This is a genomic window from Mycoavidus sp. HKI (assembly GCF_020023735.2).
Taxonomy (GTDB): domain Bacteria; phylum Pseudomonadota; class Gammaproteobacteria; order Burkholderiales; family Burkholderiaceae; genus Mycoavidus.
On sequence record NZ_CP076444.2, the window covers coordinates 2147393 to 2174267 of the forward strand.

The window sequence follows — 26875 nt, forward strand, 5'->3', positions numbered from 1 at the left end:
ATCTATGCGTGCTACCTCAGCTAAAACTGAACCTTTGCTTGAGCGCCTATTTGAACTGCCCGATGAGGCAGCCACGGAGAGATTTGGCAAAAGTTTCGCGCACGCGCTGATGACACTGTACACCACAGATTTCCCAGGGCTACAGGTACACCTCTATGGTGAACTCGGCATGGGCAAAACCGCGCTCGTGCGTGCTACCTTGCGCGCACTTGGTTATACTGGCCGAGTGCGCAGCCCAACTTACACGCTAGTTGAACCTTACATGCTTGAAGTTGCCAAACTAGTGTCGTCGGGTGCAACTCAAACACTTAATTCAGGCTTTAATTTACCTCTTAATATTGTCCATTTTGATCTCTACCGTTTTACCGATCCGACCGAATGGGCTGATGCAGGGTTTCGGGAATATTTCAATCTGCGCGCGCTTTATCTAATCGAATGGCCACAACAAGCAGGAAGTTTACTGGGTATGCCCGATCTTGAGTTTACACTTGACCTCGCCGGCGCTGGGCGGCGCCTGCTGGTACGCGCTTTTAGCCAAACTGGACAAGAATGCCTCGCTCGATGTTAATCAAACCTTTTCGTTCACTCGAATCCACTGCTAGCACGCCCCCTATTTGGCGGCGGCGGCAACTCCTGCGTGCAGGCGCTTCTATATTAGTGCTAGGCCTATTGCCAAAATATGCACAAGCCGCATCCATTCTTGCGGTCCGCGTCTGGCCTGCGCGAGATTACACTCGTTTAACCATTGAGTCTGATCAACCGCTTACTTACACTTCTCACCTGTTAAAAGAGCCCGACCGGATTGTGGTTGATTTCAAAGGCCTTGAACTGGATGCAACCCTCAAAGAGTTAGTTGCAAAAATTACGCCTAATGACCCACAAATTCGACAGGTCCGCGTAGGTCAATTTGCCCCCAATGTTGTGCGGCTGGTACTTGATCTGAAAGACGCTGCTAAGCCCCAAGTATTCACCCTACCGCCCATTAGCACCTATCGCCATCGGCTGGTATTCGATTTATATCCAGCCGTCCCCCCCGATCCACTGCTTGATTTACTGGCCAAGACCGAAGCCAAGGCCATGGTAAACGCACACAATACCCCACCAGCCCTCAGCGGACCACAACCTCCCTCTATCATCGATCCAAGCGACGCTTTTTTTGAGCGCTTTGCAAAAGCAGACTCCGCTCCCGCAGAGGCTTTAGATCAACGCGCGCAGACCAAAACATCGGACGCCACCAGTACGACCGCTCGAGCACCCTCCGTGCATGCCAGCGATGATGTATACGGCCTGAGTAAACCTGCACCTACTAAAGCGCACACCGTGCGCCTGCTAACGATTGCCATTGACCCGGGTCATGGCGGCGAAGATCCTGGCGCGATCGGCAAAAAAGGCACTTACGAAAAACATGTTGTGCTCGATATTGCACGCCGGCTACGGACAAAAATTGATGCCTTGCCGAATATGCGCGCGATGATGACGCGCGACGATGATCATTTTGTGCCTCTGCATGTCCGTGTGCAAAAAGCGCGCCGGGTTGAAGCAGATTTATTTATCTCAATTCACGCAGATGCCTTCATCACCCCAAAGGCACACGGGTCATCTGTCTTTGCGCTCTCCAATCATGGCGCCTCAAGCACCACTGCAAAATGGATTGCCAATAAAGAAAACGCCTCCGATTTGATCGGCGGCGTGAATATTAAAACGCAAGATAAAACGATATCGCACGCGCTGCTGGATATGTCGACCACGGCACAAATTAACGACAGCATGCGCTATGGCAATTATGTACTGAATGAAATCGGACGGATTAATAAACTCCATAAGCGTGCTGTCGAACAAGCCAGCTTTGCTGTGTTAAAAGCGCCAGATATCCCGTCAGTGCTGGTGGAAACCGCTTTTATCAGTAACCCGGAAGAAGAGGCTAAACTGAATAGCCCCGCCTATCGCGAGCAAATGGCAAAGGCGATTTTAAGCGGCATTAAGCGTTATTTTGCAGCCAATCCACCACTCGCCAAAAACAAGATGCTTTAAGCGCTCAAGACTTGCGCCGCACCCATTGCCAAAGCCCGCCGACTAACACCGGCACCGCTGCTGTTGCCACGCCCACCAACACAATCACATTCAAGTATTGCTTAACAAATGGCAAATTACCGAAGAAGTAACCCGCCAGCACCAGGCTTAACACCCATAGCAACGCACCAGATATATTGAACCATTGAAAGCGGGCGGCACGCATTTCAGAGATGCCCGCCACAAACGGCGCAAAGGTCCGCACAACGGGAAGAAAACGCGCCAAGACAATGGTCTTACCACCATGCCGTTGGTAGAAATGTTGAGTTTTCAGCAGCGCTGCGCGATCGAGCCAACGCCAGTCCGACTCAAATACCTTGGGTCCGAGATAACGACCGATCCGGTAATTAAGCGTGTTGCCCAGTATGGCGGCAATCAACAGCAACGCAATTAAAACCGGCAGCGACATCGCACCCATCGCGCAAAATGCCCCACCGACAAAAAGCAAAGAATCGCCCGGCAAAAATGGAAAAACCACCAAACCGGTTTCGCAAAACACAATCAAAAACAGCACAACATAGATCCATGCACCGTATTGCTGGATAAAAATTCCCAAAAAACGATCGATATGGAGCAACATTCCGGCAAAATGCAATACGGTTTCCAACGATTTCTCCTGACGTCCTAAAATAAGCAATCATACCGGAGTTAAAGCGGGATAATGTGACTCGCTCTGCCTTCACGATCAGAAAACCTGGACTCTTTACTCTTTGACTACTCTGCTGGCGCACCGCATAGATTTTTTCTGAATTTTACATACGCTTCTATTTAGCCTCTACAAGCGCAGACAATTTATAATTTAATTATATTCAACAATTTCGCTGCACCCTCGCTATGACAACAAACCACCCACGCTCTATCCAACCACTACCCGATCAATTAATCAGCCAAATTGCAGCAGGCGAAGTTGTTGAGCGGCCCGCATCGGTGGTCAAAGAGTTGATTGAAAATGCATTTGATGCCGGTGCTCGCTCACTGCGTATTACACTTGAAGCCGGCGGCGTAAAGCGTATTGCGATTGTAGATGATGGCAGCGGTATCGCGCCTGACGAGTTGCCGCTTGCGTTAATGCGCCATGCTACCAGTAAGATTCACTCGCTGGCGGAACTCGAAGCCGTTTGCACGCTAGGTTTTCGCGGTGAAGCCTTAGCTTCGATCGCATCGGTGGCGCAGGTGTTGCTCACGAGCCGTACCGCTGACGCGCCACATGCGACTTCAATTGATGGGGAGACCGGCGCACTAGCCCCAGCCGCCGGCGGGGTGGGTACCTCAATTGAGGTGCGCGAGTTGTACTTTAATACGCCGGCCCGCCGCAAATTTTTAAAAAGCGAGCAAACCGAGTTTGGTCATTGCTTAGATGTTATCCGCCGGGCAGCGTTGGCGCGGCCAGAAATCGCTATTTCAGTGCACCATAATGGCCGCGCTGTCGAGCATTGGAATGCGGGTGATGCCGCCCTGCGCGTCAGCAAAATCCTGGGCGAAGCTTTTTCACTCGCCCATTTACCGCTTGAAGAGCAAGCGGGTCCGATTGCTTTGCGCGGTTTTGTTGGGTTACCTACGGCCAGCCGTGGGCGAGCTGATCAGCAATATTTTTTCGTCAATGGCCGCTTTGTTCGTGACAAACTGCTCACACACGCCGTGCGCGCTGCCTATGAAGATGTACTACATGGAGAGCGCCATCCAGCCTATGTGTTGCTGCTTGAGGTCCCGCCTGAAAGCGTCGATGTCAATGTACACCCTTCTAAAATCGAAGTCCGGTTCCGTGACTCTCGTGCGATTCATCAATTTGTCTTTCATGCGGTGCAACGCACACTCGCACAGCACGCAGGCATTTCCCAGCCCACCACCGCAGGAGGTCACTCCGCGCATCTTACGCCGCTTAGCGGCTTAACGACCTCAAGTGAGCTTGAGGCAAATACACGCTGGCTACCGCAAGCACGGATGCGACAAGGCACATTGCCAATGCAAACCAAGGTTGAACAACCTTTTGCTGTCTATGATGCACTCTTTGGCCGGCGTGAAACCGACCCCAATACGACGCGCGACGAAAAGCACACGGCGGCGGCGCCCGCTCCTTTGGCAGATCCAGAGTCCAACCATGCCGCCGATTTAAGCACCGCAAATCTAACCGAGTCCGCCAAGCCAGTAAACGCACAAGTGCCACCTACGGCAGCATTGCCTTCTACAACGGGTGACGAAGAAGATCACCCGCTTGGCTTTGCGGTCGGTCAACTGCACACTATTTACATCCTGGCACAAAACAAACGTGGCCTAGTGTTGGTTGATATGCATGCAGCCCATGAACGAGTTGTCTATGAGCAGTTCAAAACCGCGCTGGCAGAACATTCGATCGCCGTGCAACCGCTCTTAATCCCATTGTCTATACCGGCTAGCGAGATTGAAATTGGCGCCGTCGAAGAAAATCAAGATACGCTTTTAGCGCTTGGCTTTGATATCGCCATGCAATCCCCGACCACACTTGCTATTCGGGCTGTCCCCGCGCTTCTGAAAAACGCTGATTTATCCGCACTCGCGCGTGCAGTGCTGCATGATCTTCAGACTTACGGTGGCTCACAGGTGCTGCTTGAGCATCAAAACGAACTGCTCGGCACGATGGCCTGCCACCACGCTGTGCGGGCAAACCAACGCCTAACGCTTGATGAAATGAATGGCTTGCTGCGCCAAATGGAAACTACCGAGCGCGCCAATCAATGTAATCACGGGCGGCCCACCTGGTATCAGCTCTCTCTAGCCGATCTCGATCGGCTCTTTATGCGCGGGCAATGAACTCAACCGCTACGCGCCAAGCTAAACCACCCTCTTCGCCCGTAGTCTGCCTGCTCGGCCCGACTGCTTCCGGTAAGACTGCGGCAGCGCTCGCCCTGGCCAAGCATGCACCGATTGAAATCATCAGTGTCGACTCGGCTTTAGTCTATCGCGAGCTAGATATTGGCACGGCCAAACCTACTCTAGCCGAGCGCGCCATTGTCACGCATCATCTGGTTGATATTCTCGACCCGGCTCAGACCTATTCTGCAGCCTGTTTCAGGGCGGATGCACAACGCTTAATTGGCGAAATTTACGCGCGCGGAGCACTCCCATTATTAGTTGGCGGGACCATGCTGTATTACAAGGCCCTTACCGAAGGGCTCGCCACCTTGCCAGCTGCTGACCCTCAGGTGCGTGCAACGCTTGACCAAGAAGCTGCCCGTGATGGCTGGCCCGCTTTACACGCGCGCCTTGCCGCCTGTGACCCTGCGCTCGCCGCAAAGCTTGCACCGAATGATGCTCAGCGCATTCAACGCGCACTCGAAGTATGGACGCTCAGTGGACAGCCAATGTCTCAGTTACTGGCGGCTCAAAACCAGGCACAGTCGCTTTATGATTATGCGCCAATTGCCCTTGAACCCTCTGACCGGAGCGTATTACATAAACGGATTGCGACACGTTTTGACGCCATGCTTGAAGCTGGATTTGTCGCTGAAGTGACACGCTTACGGGCGCGCGACGACTTGCATCCAGATTTACCCGCCTTGCGCTGCGTGGGCTATCGTCAGATCTGGCAATACCTCGAGGGTAAGATCAATCAGGCCACCATGCTCGAACAAGGCGTATCTGCTACGCGTCAACTCTGTAAACGGCAATTAACCTGGTTGCGGGCAATAGACAAACGCCTGATCATTGATTGTTGCGCACCGGATGTCAGCGCACAAGTCATAACAACTGCAATGCGTATTTGGCGTAGGGCAGTTAATAGTTAAATATGTCGATCCTTTAAACATATCTGATTTATATGTCGATGAAATGCGATAAAATCGACATATGATATTCCATCCACTGAACAACGCTGGGAAGAATGGATTCTTTTTATGCTGGAGGCAGTGACTCAAACCGCTCAATGGACCACTGATCTGATTAAATCGATCAAGGTGTTAATTGAAGGAACCGCCATTCTGATGCGCTTAGCCGCACCACAGATTTACAGCCGCGAGTTGACTGAACTTATTTTCGTGCAACCTTATTGCCGCATTGCCAATGTGGTTGAAGCCGGCATCGCGCAAAGACAAACTGCCTCTACTTATCTAAAGCAACTGTGTACTATCGGCTTATTGCATGAAATTAAAGCAGGCCGAGAAAAAATCTTTGTTAACCCAGCCTTCTTAAAATTGCTCACCCAGCGTTAAACAACAATAGTTTGCGCTTCGCCCTCACCACGTGCACGAATCGTACCGATGCACCAGGCCGTTTCGCCGGCGGCTGAAAGCTGAGCAAGCGCGGCTTGCGCACTATCCGCCGATACGACTAACACCATCCCAATGCCGCAGTTGAAAACACGGTGCATTTCGTTATCTGCAACGCCGCCGTGCTCAGCTAGCCAGCTAAATAAAGGCGGCAACGGCCAAGCGCGATGATCAAGCTCAGCGCATAAAGAATCTGCCAACATTCTTGGGATATTTTCAAGCAAACCTCCGCCGGTGATATGGGCAATGCCGTTGATCGTCATTTTCTCAAGCAAAGCAAGCACCGGCTTAACATAAATGCGCGTCGGCGCCATCAGTGCGTCAGCCAATGAGCGGCCATCAAGGCTGCTCGCTAAATCAGGCTGTGCGTGCTGGATAATCCGGCGCACCAAAGAGTACCCATTTGAGTGGATGCCACTTGAAGCAAGACCAATCACCACATCGCCCACGGCAATGGTATGACCATCGATGATTTTGCTTTTTTCAACGGCCCCCACAGCAAAACCGGCTAAATCGTATTCATCTACCGGATACATTTCCGGCATTTCCGCCGTCTCGCCGCCAAGCAATGCGCAACCTGCAAGCTCACAGCCGGTCGCAATACCGTTAACAACCGTGGCCGCCGTCTCAACATCGAGCTTACCGCAGGCAAAATAATCAAGGAAAAAAAGTGGCTCGGCCCCTTGTGCGAGAATATCGTTCACACTCATGGCAACCAAATCTTGTCCAATGGTCTCGTGCCGATTCAGCTGAAAAGCCAGTTTAAGCTTAGTCCCCACGCCATCGGTGCCTGACACCAATACCGGTTCGCGATATTTTTTGGGGACCTCAAAAAGTCCGCCAAAGCCCCCCAGCCCGGCCAGTACACCGGGACGCAACGTGCGCTTGGCAAACGGTTTAATGCGTTCGACGAGCGCATCGCCCGCTTCCATATCAACACCTGACTCTTTATAGGTCAAGCCAGCAGGCCTAGTGGCAAAATTTGATGAGTCCATTTAATACAGCGGAAAGAGGTTTTGAGAAGTCCGGTAGAATAGGGATTTTAACCGATGTTCTCGCTCCAGCATAATGGATTGCGGGTTTTTATCTCCATTTTTATTTTTTGCATCACTTTTATATTTGTGTCTCGTCAGCTATTGCTTGATTTCGGTGGCCCGCCTAGCGCTACTTTCGATAACTTCATCACCGGTGCAAATACTGAACTTGTGACGCAGTTTGCCACGCTTAATGAAACCCTGGCAAACGGCAATGCCGCCGATCGTTCGTTTTATCTTTGGGGTGAAGTCGGGAGTGGGCGCAGCCATTTACTGCATGCGCTTTGTCATCGCGCAGGTGCCGGCCGCGCACGCCTTGCCGGGCCATGGGCAGCACTGGCCGCGTTTGAATTCGATCCGGCCTTGGCCCTGTATGCGATTGATGATTGCGATGCGCTCTCGCCCGTGCAGCAAATTGCCGCCTTCAATCTGTTTAATGAAATCAAGGCGCATTCAAATAGCGCTTTTATTGCCACAGGTCAGGTACCACCACGCTCGCTCAAGATACGCGAAGATTTGCGCACTCGGCTTGGCTGGGGGCTTGTCTACCAGCTTATAGCACTTGATGATGTGGGTAAACTTGAAGCGCTAATAAGCGCCGCCCAAGCGCGCGGCATCACGCTCACCGCCGAGGTGCCGCCTTATCTGCTCACGCATTTTAGACGCGATATGCCAACCCTCATCGGCTTGCTTGATGCCCTTGACCGTTTTTCTTTAGAACAACAGCGGCCAATCACCCTACCCCTATTACGCACCATGTTACTTAATGAGAAAGTGGCGGCTCTCACCGCGCCCCTGCGCTTCGAGTAAAATGCCAGTTATGACAAACCTTGTCCTATTTGATCTCGACCATACGTTGATTCCGACTGATAGCGATTATGAATGGGGCTGCTTTGCGGCGCGCCTCGGTCTAGTCGATACAGCGCATTTTACGCGTGAGAGCGAGCGTTTCTACGCCGATTACCAAGCGGGCCAGCTCGATATCTACGCCTATCTACGTAGCACGCTAGCGCCACTGGCGCGCTACCCGCGTGCGCAATTAGCCGCTTGGCGCACGCAATTTATGCAAGAAGTGATTACCCCCGCACTGCGACCAGTTGCTTTTGAACTGGTCCAACGTCATCAGATTGCAGGCGATGTATGCTGCATGGTGACGGCGACGAATAGCTTTATCACGGCGCCTATCGCTCGCGCATTCGGCATCGATCATTTAATCGCACCAGAGCCCGCGACCGTCAATAATGATCCAACTGCTGAGTATACGGGTGAGATTGATGGCGTTCCAAGTTATCGCGAAGGAAAAATCATCCGTACCGAAGCTTGGCTACAGTCGCTTGATAAAAATTGGGCGAGCTTTAAACAAAGCTATTTTTATAGCGATTCACACAACGACATCCCGCTGCTCGAAAAAGTCAGCATTCCTATCGCGACTAACCCAGATGACAAATTGCGTGCTCATGCACAGTCAAAAGGCTGGCGTATTTTAGAATTGTTCAAAACCCCGTGATTAGAAAATTTATCCGCAAACTGCTGGGCCAGTCTGAATTGCCCACCTCGAGCCACACTACTAAACAAGCCGCTCATAAAAAACAGCCGGTGAACGTGCCTGTCCGTGTACACCAAATAGATCCAGCATTGATTTCACGCCATGCAATACGCGTAACCAGCACATTACAGCAAGCGGGTTATCGGGCGTTTATCGTCGGCGGCGCAGTACGCGACTTGCTACTGGGTTTTGCCCCGAAAGATTTTGATGTGGCGACCGATGCCACGCCTGAACAAGTGCAAAAACTCTTTCGCCGCGCGCGCTTAATTGGCCGGCGCTTTCAAATAGTTCATGTGCCGTTCGGACAAGAAATTATTGAGGTTTCGACTTTTCGTGCCAGTCTTGGCGCAGCCAGTGTCCCGCCAGACCCAGCTAGCACTGACTTGCCTGTACGCCAAGGACCGCGCGCGCGGCGCAATGAGTTAGATTATCGCCCCCATGCAATCGATGCGAGCGGACGCGTTTTGCGCGACAACATCTGGGGGCAACAGCACGAAGATGCGGCGCGGCGCGATTTCACCATCAATGCCATGTACTATGATCCAGCGGCGCAAACTGTGCTCGATTATCATAATGGCATGGCGGATATTCGCGCCCGGCTCCTGCGCATAATTGGCGATCCGGCTACTCGCTACCGTGAAGATCCCGTTCGGATGCTGCGCATTATGCGCTTTGCAGCTAAGCTAGGCTTTGAGATCGAAGCAACCACACGGCAACCTATCCGCGCCCTCGCCGAGTTAGTCCGCAATGTGCCGAGTGCTCGGCTGTTTGATGAAATGCTCAAATTGCTGTTATGCGGCCAAGCTCTGACCTGTTTACGCCAACTACGCACCGAGGGGCTGCACCATGATTTATTGCCCATGCTCGATACGGCTCTCGCGCAGCCGCAAAGCGAAAAATTTATTACGCTTGCGCTCGATAATACAGATGAACGTATTCGTGCTGGCAAGTTTGTATCGTCTAGCTTTCTATTTGCGGCGTTGTTATGGCATGAAGTACACGAGCGTTGGCAAAAATATATAGCCGCAAACGAATACCCGATTCCGGCGCTCCACCACGCGATGGATGAAACGCTCTATGTACAAATGAAAAAATTGGCGATTCAACGACGCCACATTGGAGATATGAAAGAAATTTGGGGCCTACAGCCTCGTCTTGAGAAACGTGGCCACAGCGCATTCAAATTGCTCGAGCACCCACGTTTTAGGGCGGCTTATGATTTTCTGCTATTACGTTGCGAAGCGGGCGAACTCGATGCCACTGTGGGGCAATGGTGGACTGCTTTCATTGCAGCCGATGCCAGTCAGCGCGAAACACTGCTCTCAGAAGGTGAGCATGAACGCTCCTCACGCCGCCGCAGACGAGGTCGGGCAAAACCCCAAGCCTCTCACAATGAGGACAAATTAACGGTTAAAACGCCCACAGAGTCTAGCTGAAAAAAGATACCCATGGCGATTGCTTATCTCGGTCTGGGCGCAAATCTTGGCGATGCGAGCCAAACTTTACACGCCGCCATCTCCTGGCTAGCACAGCAAACGGCTGTCGCCGTGCGCGCCCAATCTAGCTTCTATCGGAGCGCGCCGGTGCAAGCCAACGGCAATGATTATTACAACTGCGTGCTGGCGATCGAAACGACGCTCTCGCCATTCCAACTACTCGCGCAATGCGCGGCGGGCGAAAGTTATTTTGGCCGCACGCGCTCTTACCGTAACGCTCCACGTACGCTTGATATCGACATTTTGCTGTACGACCAACTGTCTATTAACGAAGCTAGACTGATTATTCCACATCCGCGTTTGACCGAGCGCGCATTCGTGCTGGTACCACTGCTTGAACTTGATGCTGAAGTTGAAATTCCACAGCTCGGTCGAGCCGATGCATTTTTGCCCATGGTTGCATCACAACGAATTGATCAGGTCCGAGACAAAAACTGAAGCAAGTTTCACCTGGCCAACACCGCTTTTTCTGGCTCAACTTTTATTCGCAGACCCGATATGAACTATCTCCAAGAAGCCTCCCGCAAAGCCATTACCGTACCGCGCCTACAAGTCATGCGCGAGAATGGCGAAAAAATCGCTGTACTTACCTGTTATGACGCGAGCTTTGCCGCCCTCCTCGACCAGGCAGGAATCGATGCGTTACTGATTGGGGACTCTTTAGGCAATGTCATCCAGGGCCACGCCACGACACTCCCGGTCACCGTTGCCGATATCGCTTATCACACAGCGTGCGTTGCACGTAGCAAGCCGGCAGCATTAATTGTTGCCGATTTACCCTTTGGCACTTACGCCACGCCAAGCGATGCGTTTACCAATGCAGCTACTTTGATGCGCGCAGGCGCTCAAATGGTTAAACTCGAAGGGGGGGTATGGTTGGCCGATACGGTGCGTTTTTTGGTTGAACGCTCAATTCCAGTGTGCGCCCATATAGGCTTAACACCGCAATCAGTACACGCCTTGGGTGGCTTCAAGGTACAGGGAAAAACTGATATAGCCGCCGAACAATTGCTGCGCGATGCGAAAGCCCTGCAACAAGCTGGCGCACAATTGCTGGTGATTGAGGCAGTACCTGCCTTGCTTGGCACGCAATTAACCCAGGCCCTGACAATTCCGACCATTGGCATTGGAGCCGGCGCTGACTGCTCAGGGCAAGTACTGGTATTGCACGATTTATTAGGGATATCCGCAGGCAAACGCCCGCGTTTTGCGAAAAATTTTGTCTGTGAACAAACGCCACGAACGTCAAATCAGCCTATTTTGCACGCCGCCGTCGAAGCTTATGTGCGCGAAGTCAAAACGGGGACATTTCCAGCAGCAGAACATACATTTTGACTTAGTACATTAAGCCACGGCGAAAATTTATAGCGTGGAGGCCTCCAGCAAAAAATTGGGGTACCTCCACCACTTAAATTTTTGACAAAACCCAAGCAAGCTTTAAATCAGATACGAAGCACGATCCTGATCAACAATCCATTTAGGCGGTTTGCCACGGCCTGACCATGTAACACCCGTCTGTGGATCGCGGTATTTAGGCGCCACGCGTGTGCGCACACGTAGCTTGCCTGCCGTCGATTTTCTCAGGCTAAGTTCTTTTTTACTGAAACCCAGTTCATCGAGTGTAATGCCAAAAATAGCAATCTTTTTCTTTATCTCGTCGATGACCGCAGCACATTCCCGGGCTTTAGCTTCTTCGATTTGTTTTTCAAGTTTTGCTTGTTGAGCAAGCAATTCTTCATATGAAGACATACGTCTTTCCTTCACAAAGTTAAAATGCGAACCTTGAGACTTTTTTATGAGTCCCGCAGTTCAAGTTATTAATGAGGCACATAAATAATACAGAGTAATTTTGCGCTTGCAAAGAAAAATGAATATTTTTTATTAATTTTACGACCAATGAACTTCATTAAGTTCATCAACTGACGTGCTAGTTAGAGCGAATCGCGTGGCGACTCATTTTTAATTAATTTAAAATAAAAACAACTTCATTCCTCTTGCTTTTTTCTACTGGCTTAGAGCACATCTAGAAGCCTTGCTCGTCCGAAGACAATTGCGAAAATTTTAATTTAAATTTACAAAAATAATAAAAATATTTTGAGCTTCCGCCCAACCTGACTATCTACAACCCTGCGCCTATTATATCCGGTTTATCACAACCATATTATTTTGAGCAGCACACAAGCCATAAATTTATGTGCCGCCCAGACTTTTGGTTAGATCAGCAAACCCTTAGCATTAATTTCTTCAACCGCTAAGCGGGCGCCGCTCTCATTATCTTTGCCAAGATGGGCGATCCCGCTTGTGAGCGGAGCGACATGGCCAATCTTGACCACCTGCTCAGCGGCAATAGCGGGTAGCGCTAGATATAACAGGTGAGTGTGGACACTTAAGACATTTACAAAACTTTTTATTACTAAGTTACTGTTACTATTGTGACATGCCAGTCGCTGCAAAGTGAAGCATCCCATAGTAATTTTATTGATTATTTGCAGATGTCAGCTTTAGCCACAGCTCAACATCCAGTAAAAAGGAATTTCATGTATCGTTTGTCCCTTAAAATGCTGATTGCAAGCGTGCTGAGCTTGTTTTCTTGGGCTAGCCTGCCAGCGTGGGCCCAGCCGTCAACCCCCATCGTGCAGTGGGAATTGCACATTATGCAAGAAGGTCGGCAGGTTGCCAGTTTGGCCGGCCAAACCCCCCTTGGTCAATCGCATACTGAAACAAACCGCTATCTAGTTAGTCCTGCGCTGGGTTGCGATCAAGCCACCATCGAATTGTCCCGCACCATTATCATCACGCCTGACACTCTCACGGACCAGGCTGTAACCTTTGCTCTTGAGACCCGCGAAACCCTCGAAAAACCAAGCGCATCTGCCTTACTGAACTGCGCATCGCCCGCATCTCCTCGTATCGTCAATGCGAGCCATCCGAGACTCGTGGTTCCCTTTAACGCATGGGCTACCTGGCAAATTCTGCCGCGCAACCCCATGCTCGTTTATCGACTGCGGGCTCGCCTTAGCCACTCATGAAATCTCCAGCAATTTTACGCACGGCGTCCCGCGACCCACATGAGCTCATTGCAGTCAGCTGGAATCTACACAAAGGTCGCTCGCCACTTGGGTTTCAAACATGGCACGCGATGCAGCGCTGGCTGCAACTCACCCCTGCCGACATCTATTTTTTGCAAGAAACAATAGCGCGACGCCTATCTGCGCCAAGGTCGACAGCCGAGCGGAGCAAAGCCAAAATCGCCACCACGGATGAAAATTGGCACTGCCATGCGACTGAGATCTCAACCAGCCTAAAACTGCATCTCGCACTCGGACCTAATGTGCACAGAACCTCGTGGCGACACGGCAATGCCATTCTGTCCCCTTACCCACTGACTCCAGGCGGACGATGGGACATTTCCGCCCATCGCTTTGAACAGCGTGGACTATTAGTCGCACGGATGACCGTCAACCAACGCCCAATCATCTTATTGTGCGTGCATCTGGCCCTTACCCGTGCTGCGCGCTTGCGGCAAATGGAATGGGTCGCTCATTGGATTACGCGCGAGGCGCCTACCGGTCCCTTAATTCTCGCTGGCGACTTTAATGACTGGAAAAGCGATTCGGTTCCTATTTTTAATGCTCTGGGTCTAAGCGAAGTCGCTATGACACTCGGGCAAGCGGCAAAAACATTTCCCGCTTTTTCGCCAACCTTAGCGCTCGACAAAATGTTCGTGCGTGAACTCACCCCCGTCGAACTCGTACCCGCCGCCAAAGCGGCTTGGTTATCAGACCACTTGCCTTACATTGCGCGCTTGCGTCTTGAGCCGCTCGGTGCACGCTAGGCAGAAAAAATAGATATAAAAACGCAATTTTAGGAAACGAGAATCACTCTTATTTCCAATTAAGAGTAGAATGAAGCTTAGCCCACTTGAGGGGCTATTTGTTGTTATCCGCGACCGATTGATCATGAGTAATCTGACCCAACAAACTGTATTAAGTATCCACCATTGGACCGACACGCTTTTCAGCTTCACCTGTACGCGTGATCGCTCTTTTCGTTTTGATAATGGTCAATTCACCCTAGTAGGCCTTGAAGTTGACAACAAGCCCCTGGTGCGCGCCTACAGTATGGCCAGCGCCAACTATGAAGAAACCTTAGAGTTTCTTTCAATTAAAGTGCAAGATGGCCCGCTGACTTCACGCTTGCAACATGTACAAGTGGGCGATTCAGTTTATATCAGCAAAAAATCAACAGGGACGCTGATTGCTGATTCTCTATTGCCCGGCTCTACCCTCTGGTTATTATCAACCGGCACAGGTCTGGCGCCGTTCATGAGCATTATTAAGGACCCTGAGATCTACAGCCGCTATAAACGCATTGTGCTGACTCACACTTGCCGCTTTATCGATGAATTGGCTTACAAAGAATACATTACCCAGTCGTTGCCGCAAGATGAACATATTGGCCAGCTGATTCGAGATCAACTGGTCTATTACCCAACGGTCACACGCGAGTCTTTCCACAATCGTGGCCGTATTACGGATTTAATTCAAGAAGGCAAGCTCTTTGAGGATGTGGGGTTACCCCCCTTCTCCATTGAACATGACCGTTTAATGCTATGTGGCAGCCCGCATATGCTTAAGGATACGCGCGCCTTGCTTAAAGAAATGGGTTTTACCGAAGGTACCCATTCGCAACCTGGCCATTACGTGGTTGAACGGGCATTCGTTGGCTAAGCTTCACTCTACCTTGGAACTGAATCATGCATAGTATTACTGTGCGCACTGCGCTATGCCGCGCCCTCACCACGGTCATCTTGCTGCCCACTACAGCCCTAGCTAATGAGCACGCCCCACTACCGAGCGCAGTAGGCCTAGCTTCAGTGGCGCAGACTGTCGCTTGGCTGATTGCCGTCATTGGGCTTGCCTATGTTTGCGCATGGGCCGCCCGCCGCTTTGGCATGCGACCACCGCTACGACGTCCAGGCTTAATCAAAGTCTTAGGCAGTACCGCTCTTACGCCCAAAGAAAAAGTGATGATCGTTGAAATAGGTAATACCTGGCTTGTCCTAGGCGTAGCAGCAGGCAGCATACACACGCTGCATACCATGCCAGCCAGCAACGATGCCGCAGCAACGGTTAATTAGCGTCCCCAAACAAATCGCTTTTGGAGATTTAGAGAGAAACAGCCGCGGTAAAGAGGGCTAGCCCTTCTTACAGTAGAAGAAAAACGCAGATGCACACAAGGCGCAATAAATAACGTAAGTTGCCGCATAAGCTTGTACCGCCCCGAGCGCGCCGCCAGCCGGAACCAACCCGTGCGAAAAGAGCAGGAGCAAACCAAACTGGCTGATTTGGGCTAGCACGCCAAGGCTCAGCGAAGCCCGAGCAGTGACTAGATAAGCGAACACATAGGCGCTTATTTTGAACGCATCGCCGCTCAACTGCCACGCGAAAAGATCACGCATCGACCTAAATTCAACTGAAAAGAATAATCCAATCACACTATCGCGCAGCAGCCACAGACTCAAACTGACGGCGACTGCTAGCGGGAACAAAAAGCACTGCGCGCGGCCGATTTCATGCGCCAAGTCTTGCTTGGTTTTTTGCCTGGAGAGCACCGGCAGCAAATACACCGTGAAGGGTGCCGTAATCAATTGCAGATACGCCTCCGATACGCGGTTCATTCCCTGCCAAATGCCGACTTCGTCCCAACCGTAATGCGCCGCCAGTAGCTCTCTTATGGCGGTATAGGCGATCGGCAGCGAGATGGCAGTCAGGATCATCATCGCCGTAAATTTAAGCAAGTTACGCGCTAGCCCGCCATCCCAGGTTAGCTGCAGCCCATTGCGCGGCACGATGCCACTTTTGAACAGCATGATCCCTGCCGGCAATGCCAATAACGCCGGTACCAAAGCGAGCCCAATCAGGGCGCCCTGGTAACCACCGCAACGAAACGCGATCCAGTATGCCCCGAGGCCAAGCAAACTGCCGCTAACCATCGATAGGGCAGTCCCTTTCGCATCGGATCGGCCTTTCAAGATGGCCAGAAAAAATTGAGCGCAGGCCATGCCTAATTGAATTAAAGCGATCGCCCGCAGCACGCCCTGGAAGTCTTTAGAGCCAAATAGCAGTTCGCTCAGCGGAGCTGCGGCCAAAATAAACAGCAGCGCCAGCAAACTCGAGCAACCCAGCACGAGAGCAGCAGCGGTACCAAGCAGGCGGCGCAAACGGACTGGATCGTGCTGAAACTCAGCAACATATTTGGTCACGCCATTGTGAATACCTGCGCCTGAGAGCGCACTTAATACCGCAACCAGCGCCATAAAGTTCCCGGCACGGCCCACGCCGTCTGGGCCAAAAGCCACTGCCAGCCACTTAATGAGTAGCAAATCCACGGCAATTTTAATCAGGGTGGCCGCCGCGGACCAGCCTAATGCCCGCGCTAGAGATAGCTTAGACAAAGAGCTTCACAACAGCGCTTATCATAGCGTGACGGTGACTGCACCGCACACTCGCATATTTCTTTATTGGACAATAATTTAGCTGCGCCACGTGTCTCTCCTTTCATGCAATTAATGCACCGCGATGGCTATTTTTGTTTTGAACGGGGCAAGAGGATTTAACCTCTGACCACCTGCACTCCATGTATGTAGGCTACCCGGCTAAGCTACACCACGAAGCAAGCGGCAATTGTAGCAGAGCAAAAATGGGGCGGTTGGAGCACCGTCAGGACTCCTGCATAAATATGCAATAATCACTTTGGCAGCTTTTCAAGCTGTGCTTTTTAGGGAGCCTGTTCACAAATTTGATATGAGGCTGCGATTTGCCGTTAGTGGGCTAACTGTTATCGTTTTTTCATGACGCAATTTGTTACCTCTATTTACCGCTAAGCCTTTCTAATCCGGGAGTTTTTTCGTGCATGACATACGTTTTGATGTAGTCATCCCCGCTCGCCTTCAATCCACCCGGCTGCCTGAAAAGGCGCTGGCTGAAATTGGCGATAAGCCGATGGTGATACATGTGGCGCAGCGCTCGCAGACATCTGGCGCACAACGCACGATCATTGCGACGGATTCTTCGCGGATTGTCGAGTGCGCCAATCAATATAACGTAGAGGTTATGTTAACAGCCAAGCATCATGAGTGTGGCACCGACCGGCTTGCCGAGCTTGCGACCCAGTTGGATTGGGCGGATGACCAGATCATCGTCAATGTGCAAGGCGATGAACCACTGATCAACCCTACCTTAATTCGAGAAGTGGCCGCCCATCTGGCGGCAAACCCTAGCTGCGCGTTAGCGAGCGCTGCGCACCCCGTGAGTAGCCGCGAAGAAATTTTCAACCCCAATGTGGTTAAAGTGGTGCTCGATGCCAGAGGGTATGCGTTGTACTTCTCCCGCGCACCGATTCCTTGGGCGCGGGATGCGTGGCAAGACGTGATGGGAAAAACTGGCTTTTCAGTCAACAAAGCAACCAGCGCGAATAGCACAGATAACCTAAGCCAGCTGCCGGTGTATCGCCATATTGGTATATACGCGTATCGCGCTTCTTTTTTACGCCGCTTTGCAAGCTTAAAGCCGTCCCCTTTAGAAGCAGTGGAAGCACTGGAACAATTGCGCGCGCTGTGGCATGGCGAATCTATTGCTATCCATTTAACGGATAAAGCACCTATTGGAGGCGTAGATACGGCCGCTGATTTAGAGCGCGTACGAGCTTTGTTTAAGCAGGGTAGAACCTTCGCTTGACACCACAGCAGCGTGAATTTTACAAAAAGTCTACAACTTCCCTGGCTTTTTTAAAATATCACGCTGCGTCTTGACCCGCACTAGCTCTGTTCAGAGCGACTCATTTAAACCCAGCCTAAGAACTTCCAGTAAGTTTGCGAGAAAACCAGCAACAGGGCATAGCCAATCAAGGTCATCACAAAACCTACTTTGGTAAATTGTCGAGTCGTAAAAGTATTGGTCGCCAAGCAAACCATATTCTGCGGAGCGTTAATCGGCAAAATAAAACCAAAGCTCACCGTAAAGCCTAGCAACATCGTCAAACCCAGTCGATTAAAATCGCCAGGCACCGTCTGCAGCACAGCAATTAAGATCGGCAGCATGGCTGAAGTCAATGCCGTCGCACTCGCAAACCCTAGGTGAATGACAATTAAAAATAGGCTGAGCACAGCAAATATTAGGCCGGGACTCAACACGTCCAGCCCTGTATGCTGCACAACTTGATCCCCTAGCCACTGACCTGCGTGTGTGGTTAACAAGGCCGTCCCTAGGCTAATGCCAATGCCAAATACAATCAACGTACCCCAAGGCGTTCGTGATTCAAGCGTTTTCCAATTCATCACGCCAATCCGGGGCATCAGCAAAAGAGCCAGTCCGGCAAAAGTAACTGAGGTCGTATCAAATGAGTGTAACTTACCTTCAGTTGACCAAAATGCTAGCAGCGTCAACGAAATCAGCAGCAGGCGCTTTTGGGCAGAGGTCATCGGACCCAATTCCGCCAATGATCGGCGCACCGCTTCAGCGCCCCCGGGAATGGTCTCTGTTTCTGGCGGCAACATTTTACGTACGACGTATAACAGAATGACGGACATCACAATGGCCCACGGCAAACCGGCAATCAACCATTCGCCCCAAGTCACACGCTGCCCAAGGATGCGCTCCATAAAACCGACTGTCAGTAAATTCTGCGCCGCAGCGGTTTGAATCGCAATATTCCAAATGCCAATGCTTTGCGCTACCACAATCATAATGCCAGCAGCAATATTAGAGCGTCGGTCCAAACCAAAGGCGGACACGACGCCAAGCATAATCGGCACCATACACGCCCCCCGCGCAGTCGCGCTAGGCACCACTAATGACAGCATCGCCGTCACCAACACCGTGCCAATCATAATCCGCTGTGTGCTGGAACCAATCTTGGACAATGTCACCAGCGCGATGCGCTTATCAAACCCGGTCGAGGTCATGCCGGCAGAAATAAAAAGCGCTGCCGCCACTAGCGCCAAGGCGCGATCGGAAAAACCCGCCAAGGCCATTGAGAGAGCGCCCGCCGTACCATAAGCCAGAGTCGCATCGTCCACCCGGGGCGCCGCGCCAATCAAAAAAGCAATCAGCACGGTAATCAACACCGCACTCACCTCATACGTCACCGCCTCAGTGATCCAGACAATCACCGCGAACGCTAAAATTGCCAACATCCGCTGGCCAGCCACCGGCAGGCCAGGCAAAGCAGGCATTAAAACTAAGCCAAGGAGCACAATAGAGGCTGCAATCAGACCAAGAGAAATAGGAAAAGACCGCTTACTAGGAGCGGCTACGGAGGGTTTAAGCATTCTGTTTCCTTTTAAAACCACGCGTCACAATCAACGCTAAACTTGGATCGCAATATATTCGGCACAGCGGAATTTTATACCAGCTCATATTTTTTGAGTTTTCTGAATACTTCATGCAAGTCTTTTTCTGCTAGCAATACGCGAAAAATTTTTGCGCACGACACTGATCGACGTCCTCCAAGGCTCATTTCTGACATTGGTTTAACTCGCCTTCTTTGCACTCACTTCTGGAATTGACCACTTTAGTTGCCTGATTTACGCTAAAATATAAATGGAGTTTTTTAAGGGTGCTGTTCGTTAAGAAGGCCCCTGCTTTTAGTCAAAATTTAATCATTTTATAGAGTCATATGGTTGAGCTGAACGCCTTAATACTTGCACGGATTCAATTCGGCTTCACCATTTCATTCCATATCATCTTCCCCGCATTAACGATTGGTCTCGCCAGTTATCTAGCTGTGCTTGAAGGTTGGTGGCTGCGCACCCGCAAACCGGTGTATCAAGATCTGTATCATTTTTGGTTAAAGATTTTCGCCATTAATTTCGGCATGGGCGTGGTTTCTGGCCTAGTCATGGCATACCAATTTGGCACTAACTGGAGCTATTTTTCAGCGTTTGCAGGCGGTGTTACTGGCCCCTTGCTGGCTTATGAAGTGCTCACTGCGTTTTTCCTTGAGGCCGGGTTTTTAGGCGTGATGATGTTCGGCTGGAACCGGGTCGGCCCAGGCTTGCATTTTCTGTCGACGATCATGGTGGCGATTGGCACCTTGGTGTCGGCCACTTGGATTATCGCCTCCAATAGCTGGATGCATACGCCTGCAGGCTATGAAATTGTGAATGGCAAAGTCGTGCCAACCGATTGGCTGCAGGTTATTTTTAATCCATCCTTCCCATACCGGCTAGTGCACATGGGCGTGGCCGCATTCCTGGCCACGGCGCTCTTCGTCGCCGCGGTCGGGGCCTGGCATCTGTTACGCGGCCGTCAACAGCCCGCCATCCGCAAAATGTTTTCAATGGCGCTTTGGATGGCATTGCTGGTAGCGCCCCTGCAAGCATTAATTGGCGATTTTCACGGTCTCAATACGCTTAAGTACCAACCCGCCAAAATCGCTGCGATCGAAGGGCACTGGGAAAATCACGACGGCCCAGGCATGCCGCTGACCTTGTTCGGCTGGCCGGATATGAGCCGCGAAGAGACTCGCTACGCCATTCAAATTCCCCGTTTAGGCGGCTTAATTCTGGCGCATAGCTGGGATGGTCAAGTTCCAGGCTTAAAAGAATTTGCACCACAAGACCGGCCCAATGCCACAATTGTGTTCTGGAGCTTCCGCACGATGGTCGGTTTGGGCGTTTTAATGATTGCGCTAGGGGTCTGGGGATTTTATTTGCGCTGCCGCAACCGCCTGTACCACTCTCGTGCATTTTTGCGCTTTGCCTTATGGATGGGGCCGACAGGGATTATCGCCATTCTCGCCGGCTGGTACACCACTGAAATTGGACGCCAACCTTGGACGGTCTATGGTGTGATGCGCACCGCCGACGCTGTCTCTACGCATAGCGCATTGCAACTAGGCATTTCTTTAGTGCTCTTTGTATTGGTCTATCTAGTCGTATTTGGGGCTGGCATTGCCTATATGATGCGTTTAGCTAAAATAGGACCGATCCTCAACGAAGGCAAAGAGGAGAATCTTGGCGGGCCGGGCCAGCTACACCAACCGATGCGGCCGCTTTCCGCTGCACCCGCGGTTTTAGAAGATGAGGCGCGCAATGCTGATCCAAAAAACTAATCCAGAAACCTCTTTTTAATCTATTTGAGTATCATGGGTATCGATCTTCCGCTCCTTTGGGCCATTATTATTTTATTTGGCGTCATGATGTATGTCATCATGGACGGCTTTGATTTGGGCATCGGCATTCTCTATCCTTTTTTTAAAAGCAAGGAAGACCGCGATGTCATGATGAATACCGTAGCGCCCGTTTGGGATGGCAATGAAACCTGGCTGGTGCTCGGCGGAGCAGGCTTGCTAGCGGCTTTTCCGATTGCTTATGCAGCCATTCTGAGCGCTTTTTATTTGCCACTTATTTTTATGCTGATTGGCTTAATCTTTCGCGGCGTCGCGTTTGAGTTTCGTTTCAAAGCAGCAGAACACGAGCAACATTTCTGGGATAAAGCTTTTATCGGTGGCTCAATTGCCGCCACTTTCTTCCAAGGCGTCACCTTAGGCGGATTTATTCATGGCATTGAGTCAGTCGATGTCTATACCGGCGCTTACACCGGCGACGATATACTGCACTGGCTTACGCCATTTTCGGTTTTTACGGGTTTGGGATTAGTGGCCGCTTACGCGTTACTAGGCAGCACTTGGCTCATCATGAAAACCGATGGTGAGCTACAGCAACGTATGCGCGCTCTTACCCGCCCGCTGGCCTGGATTTTGCTCGCTGTTATCGCGGTCCTTAGTGTCTGGACTCCGCTGACACATGACGCAATTGCACACCGCTGGTTTAGTTTGCCCAATTTATTTTATTTCTTACCAGTTCCACTATTAGTCGCGCTGACTATATATCATCTGCTGAGTACCGTTAAAGATGCGCATGCTGCGCCATTCTTACTCACCTTGGTGTTGATCTTTTTGGGTTATAGTGGACTTGGCATTAGTCTGTGGCCAAACATTATCCCACCCAATATCACTATTTGGCAGGCCTCTTCTTCTAGCCAAAGCCAAGGCTTTGCACTGATTGGCACGCTACTCATTCTACCCGTCATACTGCTTTATACCGCATGGAGCTATTACGTCTTTCGCGGTAAAACACGTCATGGCGATGGTTATCATTAATGAGTAACGCCTCTGATCCTAGCAAATTGCCGCCACCACACCCGATAAGCAGGCCAAGCTTAGGAGGATGGTGCAAAAAGCTCAGTTGGTTTATTTTGCTATGGACAGTCAGTGTATTGGCCCTAGGCGCGGTCGCTTATTTATTTCGCATCCTCATGCGCGCGGCGGGTTTAAGCACGACTTAAAGCCAGAGCCACTTCGCTGTGCGACGCGGAACGCGAAGCCGGTAGCGGCGGATTGCTAATCCCGTGATAAGTAAAAACCAATGAGAACTTTACCGCATCGGTCTTATTTGGCCCCGCCGAGTGCAACGTATTGCAATGAAAAAACACCACGTCCCCGGCTTCTAGCTCTGTAGAACAAGCGGTATTGATTAATTCACTATTTTCTGGCGGATCAGCACGAAAAAACTTCGCCTGATCAAAACGCTCAGCGGATAACTTCAAACGCTGAGATTTAGGCACCAGCCAAAGCGCCCCATTCTCGACTTTTTCAGGGCCGAGCGCGAGCCACACAGAGATCAGGTCATCGCGCTTAAATGACCAATAACGGGCATCGCGATGCCAGCCAGTTAAGCTGCCGTACGCTGGATGCTTGGTCATGACACAGTTATGATGCACGCGTGACAAAACTGCCCGCTCACCAAAATACATTTCCATCCAAGCCGCGATCTCTGGCGACCCGGCCCATTGCCGAAATAATGCATCACGGCCATACGCATCCAGCAACCGACGCACGGTTTCCCCGCCTGCCGCCTGCCGCGATGCCGGGGCACCGGGATAACTCAAATCTGCCTCATATTCAAGCGGTGCTGCATTGGCGGCGAGTTGCGCCTCAGCCACCCCTCTAATCGCCGCACAACGCTTAGCATCGACCAAGCCACGCACCACCACAAACCCTTCTTCGCGCAGCACTGCAATCTGTCGCTTTAAGTTCAAATTATCGACCATCATCTATTCGTCCACACCAAAATTTAGATTATGACTGCCTTTGGACACATTTGACCAAGCTATCAACTATACTTAAAAAGTAACATCAAATAAACGGAGGCAATGATGGAAAGTTTCACGCTCGATGACCTCATTTTGCTGCTCCCGCTCGCTTTAGCGGGCGCAATTATGCTTGGCTCAATTCCGGTTGCCTCCAAATTAAAATTAACCAGCTTGCGTATCGCGGGCGCCCTACTTGGGGCTTTGTTTGGCCTGATCTTTATTGAGGGATTGCCTGCTTTAGTCTAGCCCGGGATAATGCCGGGCATGACTTCATCCGAAACATTGAATGCACCGTCTTATTTAATTGGGATTGATGGCGGCGGCACCAGCACGCGGGTACTGTTAGCCGATGTACATAGTACGATCCTCGCCCAAGCGAATGGGGGACCTTCGGCACTTGGGCTAGGGGTTCATGCTGCCTGGCAGGAGGTGACAGCACTATGCACCGCCGCCTTTAACCAAATCGGCCAACCCCTCAACTGGACTCAATGCGCATTAGGCTGTGGTCTAGCCGGAGTTGACAATCCGGGGTGGCGCACCCAGTTCATCGCACAAGCGCCTTTATGCCAAGCGCTTACGGTTGAAACAGATGGTTATACAACCCTACTTGGCGCCCATAGCGGTCAGCCTGGCGTGATTATCGCCCTCGGCACTGGCAGTGTAGGCGTCGCCCTCAATGCGCAGGGCAAGCGCAAAATAATAGGCGGTTATGGCTTTCCTTCCGGCGATGAAGCCAGTGGCGCAGCATTAGGTTTACGGCTTGCGCAACACGCTCAACACGCATTGGACGCGCGTACCGCCCGCGATGCATTTGCGGTCGCGATCCTGAGCGCGATTGGCGCAGATGACCGGGAGAGTATGCTCACCTGGTTAGGCAATGCTAAGCAAACGCAATACGCATCGCTGGCGCCGCTGGTTTTTGCCCACGCCAACCACTCATTTGCACAAACGCTGCTGATCAGTGCTGGCGATGAAATCGCCAAGATGATAGAGGCGCTTGACCCAACCGGCACTTTACCCGTTGCGCTATGCGGCGGACTGGCAACCGCCTTTGCCCCATATGTACCCATCAGCCACAGCGCGCGCTTACGGCCCGCGCAAGGCAATTCCGCACAAGGCGCATTACGGCTCGCATTATGTAAGATTAGTACTGATTTTCACTTTTTTAAATAATCTTTTTGTGAGATCATTTATACTCTATTTTCATTTAATATAAGGGAAAGCAAGAGATGCCCACTTATCAGGCTCTACAACTTCAAATTGAGCAATTGCAAGCACAAGCGCAAGAAGCCCGGAAAAGGGAATTGACTGCTGTTATCGCTGAGATCAAGCAGAAAATAATCGATTATGATTTAAACCTTTCAGATCTAGGACTCACAAGTTCTAAGCGAACCCAAGCCGGTGCCAAAGCACCACTACCCCCTAAATATAAAAATCCACGCACAGGCCAGACCTGGAGCGGCCGTGGTAAGCCACCCAATTGGATTGCCGGTAAAAATAAAGAGAAATTCCTGCTTTAATTTTTCTAAATACACTAGAGCAGTATCCATTATCCGACATTCCGCCACCTCCCCTTCAAAAAAACTTGAATTTCACTTTACATCATGTTGAGATAGCCATTTGATTTTTCAGAGGGCGGAATATGGGTCAAAGTGCACCAGCAATCATCACACATGTACTAGATCATCATGGCTTGGTTGCATCGAAATGCCAGGACTTGCAACTTGCTCAGCGGATAGATAAGCATTTGACTAGCCACCCTGGGCGAATTGTCAGCTATGGCACAGCCTGCGTTGCGATGATTCTGAATGGACTGGGATTTACGAACCGTCGACTGTATCTGACGCCACAGTTTTTTGAAAGCAAACCATTAGAAGCTTTATTAGGGTCTGGGATTGAGGCCAGGCATTTGAATGATGATGCGTTGGGAGACGCATTGGACGCGATAGCGCAGTATGGGCCGAGCAAGCTATTCGGGGAAGTGGCCTTTGAGATTGCACTGGAACATGACCTTCTTGATGAGTTGGTGCATGTGGATACGACGAGTTTTTCTGTGCATGGCAAATATGCAAGCGATGAGGGAGTTAGCGAACAAAGAGAGGACGCAGGCGAGGCGGTTGAAATTACTGTGACTCATGGGTACTCCAAAGACCATCGCCCTGATTTGAAACAAGTCGTGCTGTCATTGGCGGTGGCAGGCGGTTCAGGCATTCCGTTATGGATGATGCCTTGCGATGGCAACGCCTCAGACAAGACGGTGTTGCCAGAAACAATAGAACGCATCAATGCATTTCGCCAAGAAATTGATTGCACCCGTACGCTGCGTTGGGTGGCCGATTCGGCGCTTTACACAGCTGAAAACCTCAAAAAGATGGAGCACACCATTTGGGTATCACGTGTACCAGAAACAATCCTGGAAGCTCGGGAGTTAGTGAGCAAATCAACGCAAGAAATAGCTTGGAGTGAACAGGAAGACGGCTATCGACATGCATCATTCGATATGGATTATGCCGGCATCCAACAACGCTGGTTACTCGTCTTCTCAGAACAGGCATACCAACGCGAAGCACAGTCTCTCCAAAAGCGCCTGACCAAACAAGAACAAGCGCTGCAAAAACAAATGAAACAATTCAGCACCGAGCTGTTTGCGTGTGAAGCCGACGCGCATAAAACATTCAGGCGAGAACAGAAGTCGCACCCGCTATTCATCTTGGCCCCGACTGTTGCGCCAGTAGAAAAGTATGAGAAAGCAGGTCGTCCCAAGAAGGGAGAAACAAAACAATGTATGGGGTATCAAATCCAGGTTCAGATCCAGCGCAATGACGAAGCGATCCAGAAGCTACTGCAAACTAAAGGGCGTTTCATCCTGGCCACCAACGAGGGTGACAAGCAGGGTTACCCCGACAAGCGCATTCTCGCCGACTACAAAGCTCAGCAAACGGTTGAGAATGGCTTTCGGTTTTTGAAAAATCCTGACTTCCTAGCGGATACGCTCTTTTTAAAATCGCCACAGCGTATCGCTGCATTGATGATGGTGATGACCTTATGCCTCATGGTCTACAACCTCGCACAATTTCAAGTGCGTGCAAAGCTCGAGGCCTATGCTGACACCTTACCCAATCAACTGGGCAAACCCACCAGTACACCTACCTTGCGATGGATATTCCAGTTAATGGAAGGCGTTGCGTTGGTGCGTATCTTCGATCATCAACGCGCGTTAATCCATGAAGCCGTTTCCAACCTTAATGACGTCAGAATCAAGATTATCCGGTTGTTTGGCGATACCGCTTGTAAAATCTATCAGATTGAGGAAAGGGAGTAGCGGAATGTC

Annotated in this window: 28 protein-coding genes and 1 pseudogene; 22 read left to right on the plus strand and 7 right to left on the minus strand. The window is 51.0% G+C overall.

The genetic code is table 11. The annotated features are described in order from the left end of the window. Window positions 1-4: 4 nt before the first annotated feature. Together KMZ15_RS08380 and KMZ15_RS08385 are read left to right on the plus strand one after the other, a co-directional pair. Window positions 5-568 (plus strand): tRNA (adenosine(37)-N6)-threonylcarbamoyltransferase complex ATPase subunit type 1 TsaE, encoded by a 564-nt coding sequence (locus tag KMZ15_RS08380; RefSeq protein WP_223692578.1) that lies wholly within the window; start codon window positions 5-7, stop codon window positions 566-568. Beyond that, window positions 550-2031: an N-acetylmuramoyl-L-alanine amidase gene (locus KMZ15_RS08385; RefSeq protein WP_223692580.1), complete on the plus strand. Its 1482-nt coding sequence runs from the start codon at window positions 550-552 to the stop codon at window positions 2029-2031. Before KMZ15_RS08380 ends, KMZ15_RS08385 begins: the two co-directional genes overlap by 19 nt. Window positions 2032-2035: 4 nt before the next feature. On the opposite strand, the gene KMZ15_RS08390 is transcribed toward KMZ15_RS08385, so the two are convergent. Continuing rightward, window positions 2036-2677 carry a VTT domain-containing protein gene (locus KMZ15_RS08390; RefSeq protein WP_223692582.1) on the minus strand — a complete coding sequence of 214 codons (642 nt, stop codon included), beginning with the start codon at window positions 2675-2677 and terminating at the stop codon, window positions 2036-2038. 227 nt (window positions 2678-2904) lie between these two features. Between KMZ15_RS08390 and mutL the strand changes: the two genes are divergently transcribed. The 3 genes from mutL (at window position 2905) to KMZ15_RS08405 (ending at window position 6254) form a co-directional block, all read left to right on the plus strand. Further along, entirely contained in the window at window positions 2905-4857 is a 1953-nt protein-coding gene (mutL, locus tag KMZ15_RS08395; RefSeq protein WP_223692584.1) for a DNA mismatch repair endonuclease MutL, read from the plus strand. Next, window positions 4854-5831: a tRNA (adenosine(37)-N6)-dimethylallyltransferase MiaA gene (miaA, locus tag KMZ15_RS08400; protein ID WP_223692586.1), complete on the plus strand. Its 978-nt coding sequence runs from the start codon at window positions 4854-4856 to the stop codon at window positions 5829-5831. The genes mutL and miaA overlap by 4 nt, the downstream gene beginning before the upstream one ends. A 108-nt stretch (window positions 5832-5939) precedes the next feature. Further along, window positions 5940-6254 carry a hypothetical protein gene (locus KMZ15_RS08405; RefSeq protein WP_223692588.1) on the plus strand — a complete coding sequence of 105 codons (315 nt, stop codon included), beginning with the start codon at window positions 5940-5942 and terminating at the stop codon, window positions 6252-6254. On the opposite strand, the gene purM is transcribed toward KMZ15_RS08405, so the two are convergent. Further along, window positions 6251-7306, minus strand: a complete 1056-nt coding sequence (gene purM, locus KMZ15_RS08410) for a phosphoribosylformylglycinamidine cyclo-ligase (RefSeq protein ID WP_223692590.1) — start codon at window positions 7304-7306, stop codon at window positions 6251-6253. The genes KMZ15_RS08405 and purM overlap by 4 nt on opposite strands. A 120-nt stretch (window positions 7307-7426) precedes the next feature. Between purM and hda the strand changes: the two genes are divergently transcribed. Genes hda through panB form a run of 5 tightly spaced genes read left to right on the plus strand, consistent with a single transcriptional unit; the run spans window position 7427 to window position 11722 of the window. Continuing rightward, entirely contained in the window at window positions 7427-8155 is a 729-nt protein-coding gene (gene hda, locus KMZ15_RS08415; protein WP_308710652.1) for a DnaA regulatory inactivator Hda, read from the plus strand. A gap of 10 nt (window positions 8156-8165) precedes the next feature. Then, window positions 8166-8852, plus strand: coding sequence for an HAD family phosphatase (locus tag KMZ15_RS08420; RefSeq protein ID WP_223692595.1), 687 nt, complete (start codon window positions 8166-8168; stop codon window positions 8850-8852). Then, the gene (gene pcnB, locus KMZ15_RS08425; protein WP_223692605.1) at window positions 8849-10327 is read left to right on the plus strand and encodes a polynucleotide adenylyltransferase PcnB; all 1479 of its coding nucleotides are present in this window, start codon (window positions 8849-8851) and stop codon (window positions 10325-10327) included. The genes KMZ15_RS08420 and pcnB overlap by 4 nt, the downstream gene beginning before the upstream one ends. A 12-nt stretch (window positions 10328-10339) precedes the next feature. After that, a complete protein-coding gene (folK, locus tag KMZ15_RS08430; protein ID WP_223692607.1) occupies window positions 10340-10825 on the plus strand; it encodes a 2-amino-4-hydroxy-6-hydroxymethyldihydropteridine diphosphokinase in 486 nt (161 codons plus the stop codon). 60 nt (window positions 10826-10885) lie between these two features. After that, a complete protein-coding gene (panB, locus tag KMZ15_RS08435; protein ID WP_223692609.1) occupies window positions 10886-11722 on the plus strand; it encodes a 3-methyl-2-oxobutanoate hydroxymethyltransferase in 837 nt (278 codons plus the stop codon). Window positions 11723-11824: 102 nt separating this feature from the next. Here panB and KMZ15_RS08440 read toward each other — a convergent pair whose 3' ends face one another. Further along, complete coding sequence (locus KMZ15_RS08440; RefSeq protein WP_223692612.1) at window positions 11825-12136, minus strand: H-NS family nucleoid-associated regulatory protein; 312 nt, start codon at window positions 12134-12136, stop codon at window positions 11825-11827. A 467-nt stretch (window positions 12137-12603) separates the two neighbouring features. After that, window positions 12604-12759 (minus strand): annotated as a pseudogene (locus tag KMZ15_RS08445) (branched-chain amino acid ABC transporter substrate-binding protein); the annotation flags it as partial. A gap of 165 nt (window positions 12760-12924) precedes the next feature. On the opposite strand from KMZ15_RS08445, the gene KMZ15_RS08450 reads away from it, so the two are divergent. From KMZ15_RS08450 to fliO, 4 genes are all read left to right on the plus strand, one after another. Further along, complete coding sequence (locus tag KMZ15_RS08450; RefSeq protein ID WP_223692615.1) at window positions 12925-13416, plus strand: hypothetical protein; 492 nt, start codon at window positions 12925-12927, stop codon at window positions 13414-13416. Beyond that, window positions 13413-14222 (plus strand): endonuclease/exonuclease/phosphatase family protein, encoded by an 810-nt coding sequence (locus KMZ15_RS08455; RefSeq protein ID WP_223692624.1) that lies wholly within the window; start codon window positions 13413-13415, stop codon window positions 14220-14222. The genes KMZ15_RS08450 and KMZ15_RS08455 overlap by 4 nt, the downstream gene beginning before the upstream one ends. Window positions 14223-14346: 124 nt before the next feature. After that, complete coding sequence (locus KMZ15_RS08460) at window positions 14347-15117, plus strand: ferredoxin--NADP reductase (RefSeq protein ID WP_223694805.1); 771 nt, start codon at window positions 14347-14349, stop codon at window positions 15115-15117. Window positions 15118-15143: 26 nt separating this feature from the next. Continuing rightward, window positions 15144-15527, plus strand: coding sequence for a flagellar biosynthetic protein FliO (gene fliO, locus KMZ15_RS08465; RefSeq protein ID WP_223692626.1), 384 nt, complete (start codon window positions 15144-15146; stop codon window positions 15525-15527). Window positions 15528-15584: 57 nt separating this feature from the next. On the opposite strand, the gene wzxE is transcribed toward fliO, so the two are convergent. Beyond that, a complete protein-coding gene (gene wzxE, locus KMZ15_RS08470) occupies window positions 15585-16844 on the minus strand; it encodes a lipid III flippase WzxE (RefSeq protein ID WP_223692634.1) in 1260 nt (419 codons plus the stop codon). Between the two features lie 454 nt (window positions 16845-17298). On the opposite strand from wzxE, the gene kdsB reads away from it, so the two are divergent. Then, on the plus strand, window positions 17299-18126 hold the full coding sequence (gene kdsB / locus KMZ15_RS08475; protein ID WP_223692636.1) for a 3-deoxy-manno-octulosonate cytidylyltransferase: 828 nt from the start codon (window positions 17299-17301) through the stop codon (window positions 18124-18126). Window positions 18127-18230: 104 nt separating this feature from the next. Here kdsB and KMZ15_RS08480 read toward each other — a convergent pair whose 3' ends face one another. Continuing rightward, the gene (locus KMZ15_RS08480; protein WP_223692644.1) at window positions 18231-19718 is read right to left on the minus strand and encodes a DASS family sodium-coupled anion symporter; all 1488 of its coding nucleotides are present in this window, start codon (window positions 19716-19718) and stop codon (window positions 18231-18233) included. A 347-nt stretch (window positions 19719-20065) separates the two neighbouring features. Here KMZ15_RS08480 and KMZ15_RS08485 point away from each other — a divergent pair, with 347 nt between their 5' ends. From KMZ15_RS08485 to KMZ15_RS08495, 3 genes are read left to right on the plus strand one after another with little or no spacing between them, the layout of a single operon-like run. Next, complete coding sequence (locus KMZ15_RS08485) at window positions 20066-21502, plus strand: cytochrome ubiquinol oxidase subunit I (protein ID WP_223692646.1); 1437 nt, start codon at window positions 20066-20068, stop codon at window positions 21500-21502. A 33-nt stretch (window positions 21503-21535) separates the two neighbouring features. Then, window positions 21536-22552, plus strand: coding sequence for a cytochrome d ubiquinol oxidase subunit II (cydB, locus tag KMZ15_RS08490; RefSeq protein WP_223692649.1), 1017 nt, complete (start codon window positions 21536-21538; stop codon window positions 22550-22552). Beyond that, window positions 22552-22737: a DUF2474 domain-containing protein gene (locus tag KMZ15_RS08495; RefSeq protein WP_223692652.1), complete on the plus strand. Its 186-nt coding sequence runs from the start codon at window positions 22552-22554 to the stop codon at window positions 22735-22737. The genes cydB and KMZ15_RS08495 overlap by 1 nt, the downstream gene beginning before the upstream one ends. Here the strand turns inward: KMZ15_RS08495 and KMZ15_RS08500 are convergent. After that, entirely contained in the window at window positions 22723-23502 is a 780-nt protein-coding gene (locus tag KMZ15_RS08500; RefSeq protein WP_223694807.1) for a phytanoyl-CoA dioxygenase family protein, read from the minus strand. The two genes, KMZ15_RS08495 and KMZ15_RS08500, sit on opposite strands and share 15 nt — an antisense overlap. A 102-nt stretch (window positions 23503-23604) precedes the next feature. Between KMZ15_RS08500 and KMZ15_RS08505 the strand changes: the two genes are divergently transcribed. The 4 genes from KMZ15_RS08505 (at window position 23605) to KMZ15_RS08520 (ending at window position 26866) form a co-directional block, all read left to right on the plus strand. Beyond that, window positions 23605-23790, plus strand: a complete 186-nt coding sequence (locus KMZ15_RS08505) for a hypothetical protein (protein ID WP_223692654.1) — start codon at window positions 23605-23607, stop codon at window positions 23788-23790. Between the two features lie 36 nt (window positions 23791-23826). Beyond that, on the plus strand, window positions 23827-24717 hold the full coding sequence (locus KMZ15_RS08510; protein ID WP_223694809.1) for a BadF/BadG/BcrA/BcrD ATPase family protein: 891 nt from the start codon (window positions 23827-23829) through the stop codon (window positions 24715-24717). 56 nt (window positions 24718-24773) lie between these two features. Further along, entirely contained in the window at window positions 24774-25064 is a 291-nt protein-coding gene (locus tag KMZ15_RS08515; protein ID WP_223692656.1) for an H-NS family nucleoid-associated regulatory protein, read from the plus strand. Window positions 25065-25186: 122 nt separating this feature from the next. Next, window positions 25187-26866, plus strand: coding sequence for an IS1634 family transposase (locus tag KMZ15_RS08520; protein ID WP_223691866.1), 1680 nt, complete (start codon window positions 25187-25189; stop codon window positions 26864-26866). Window positions 26867-26875 lie beyond the last annotated feature (9 nt).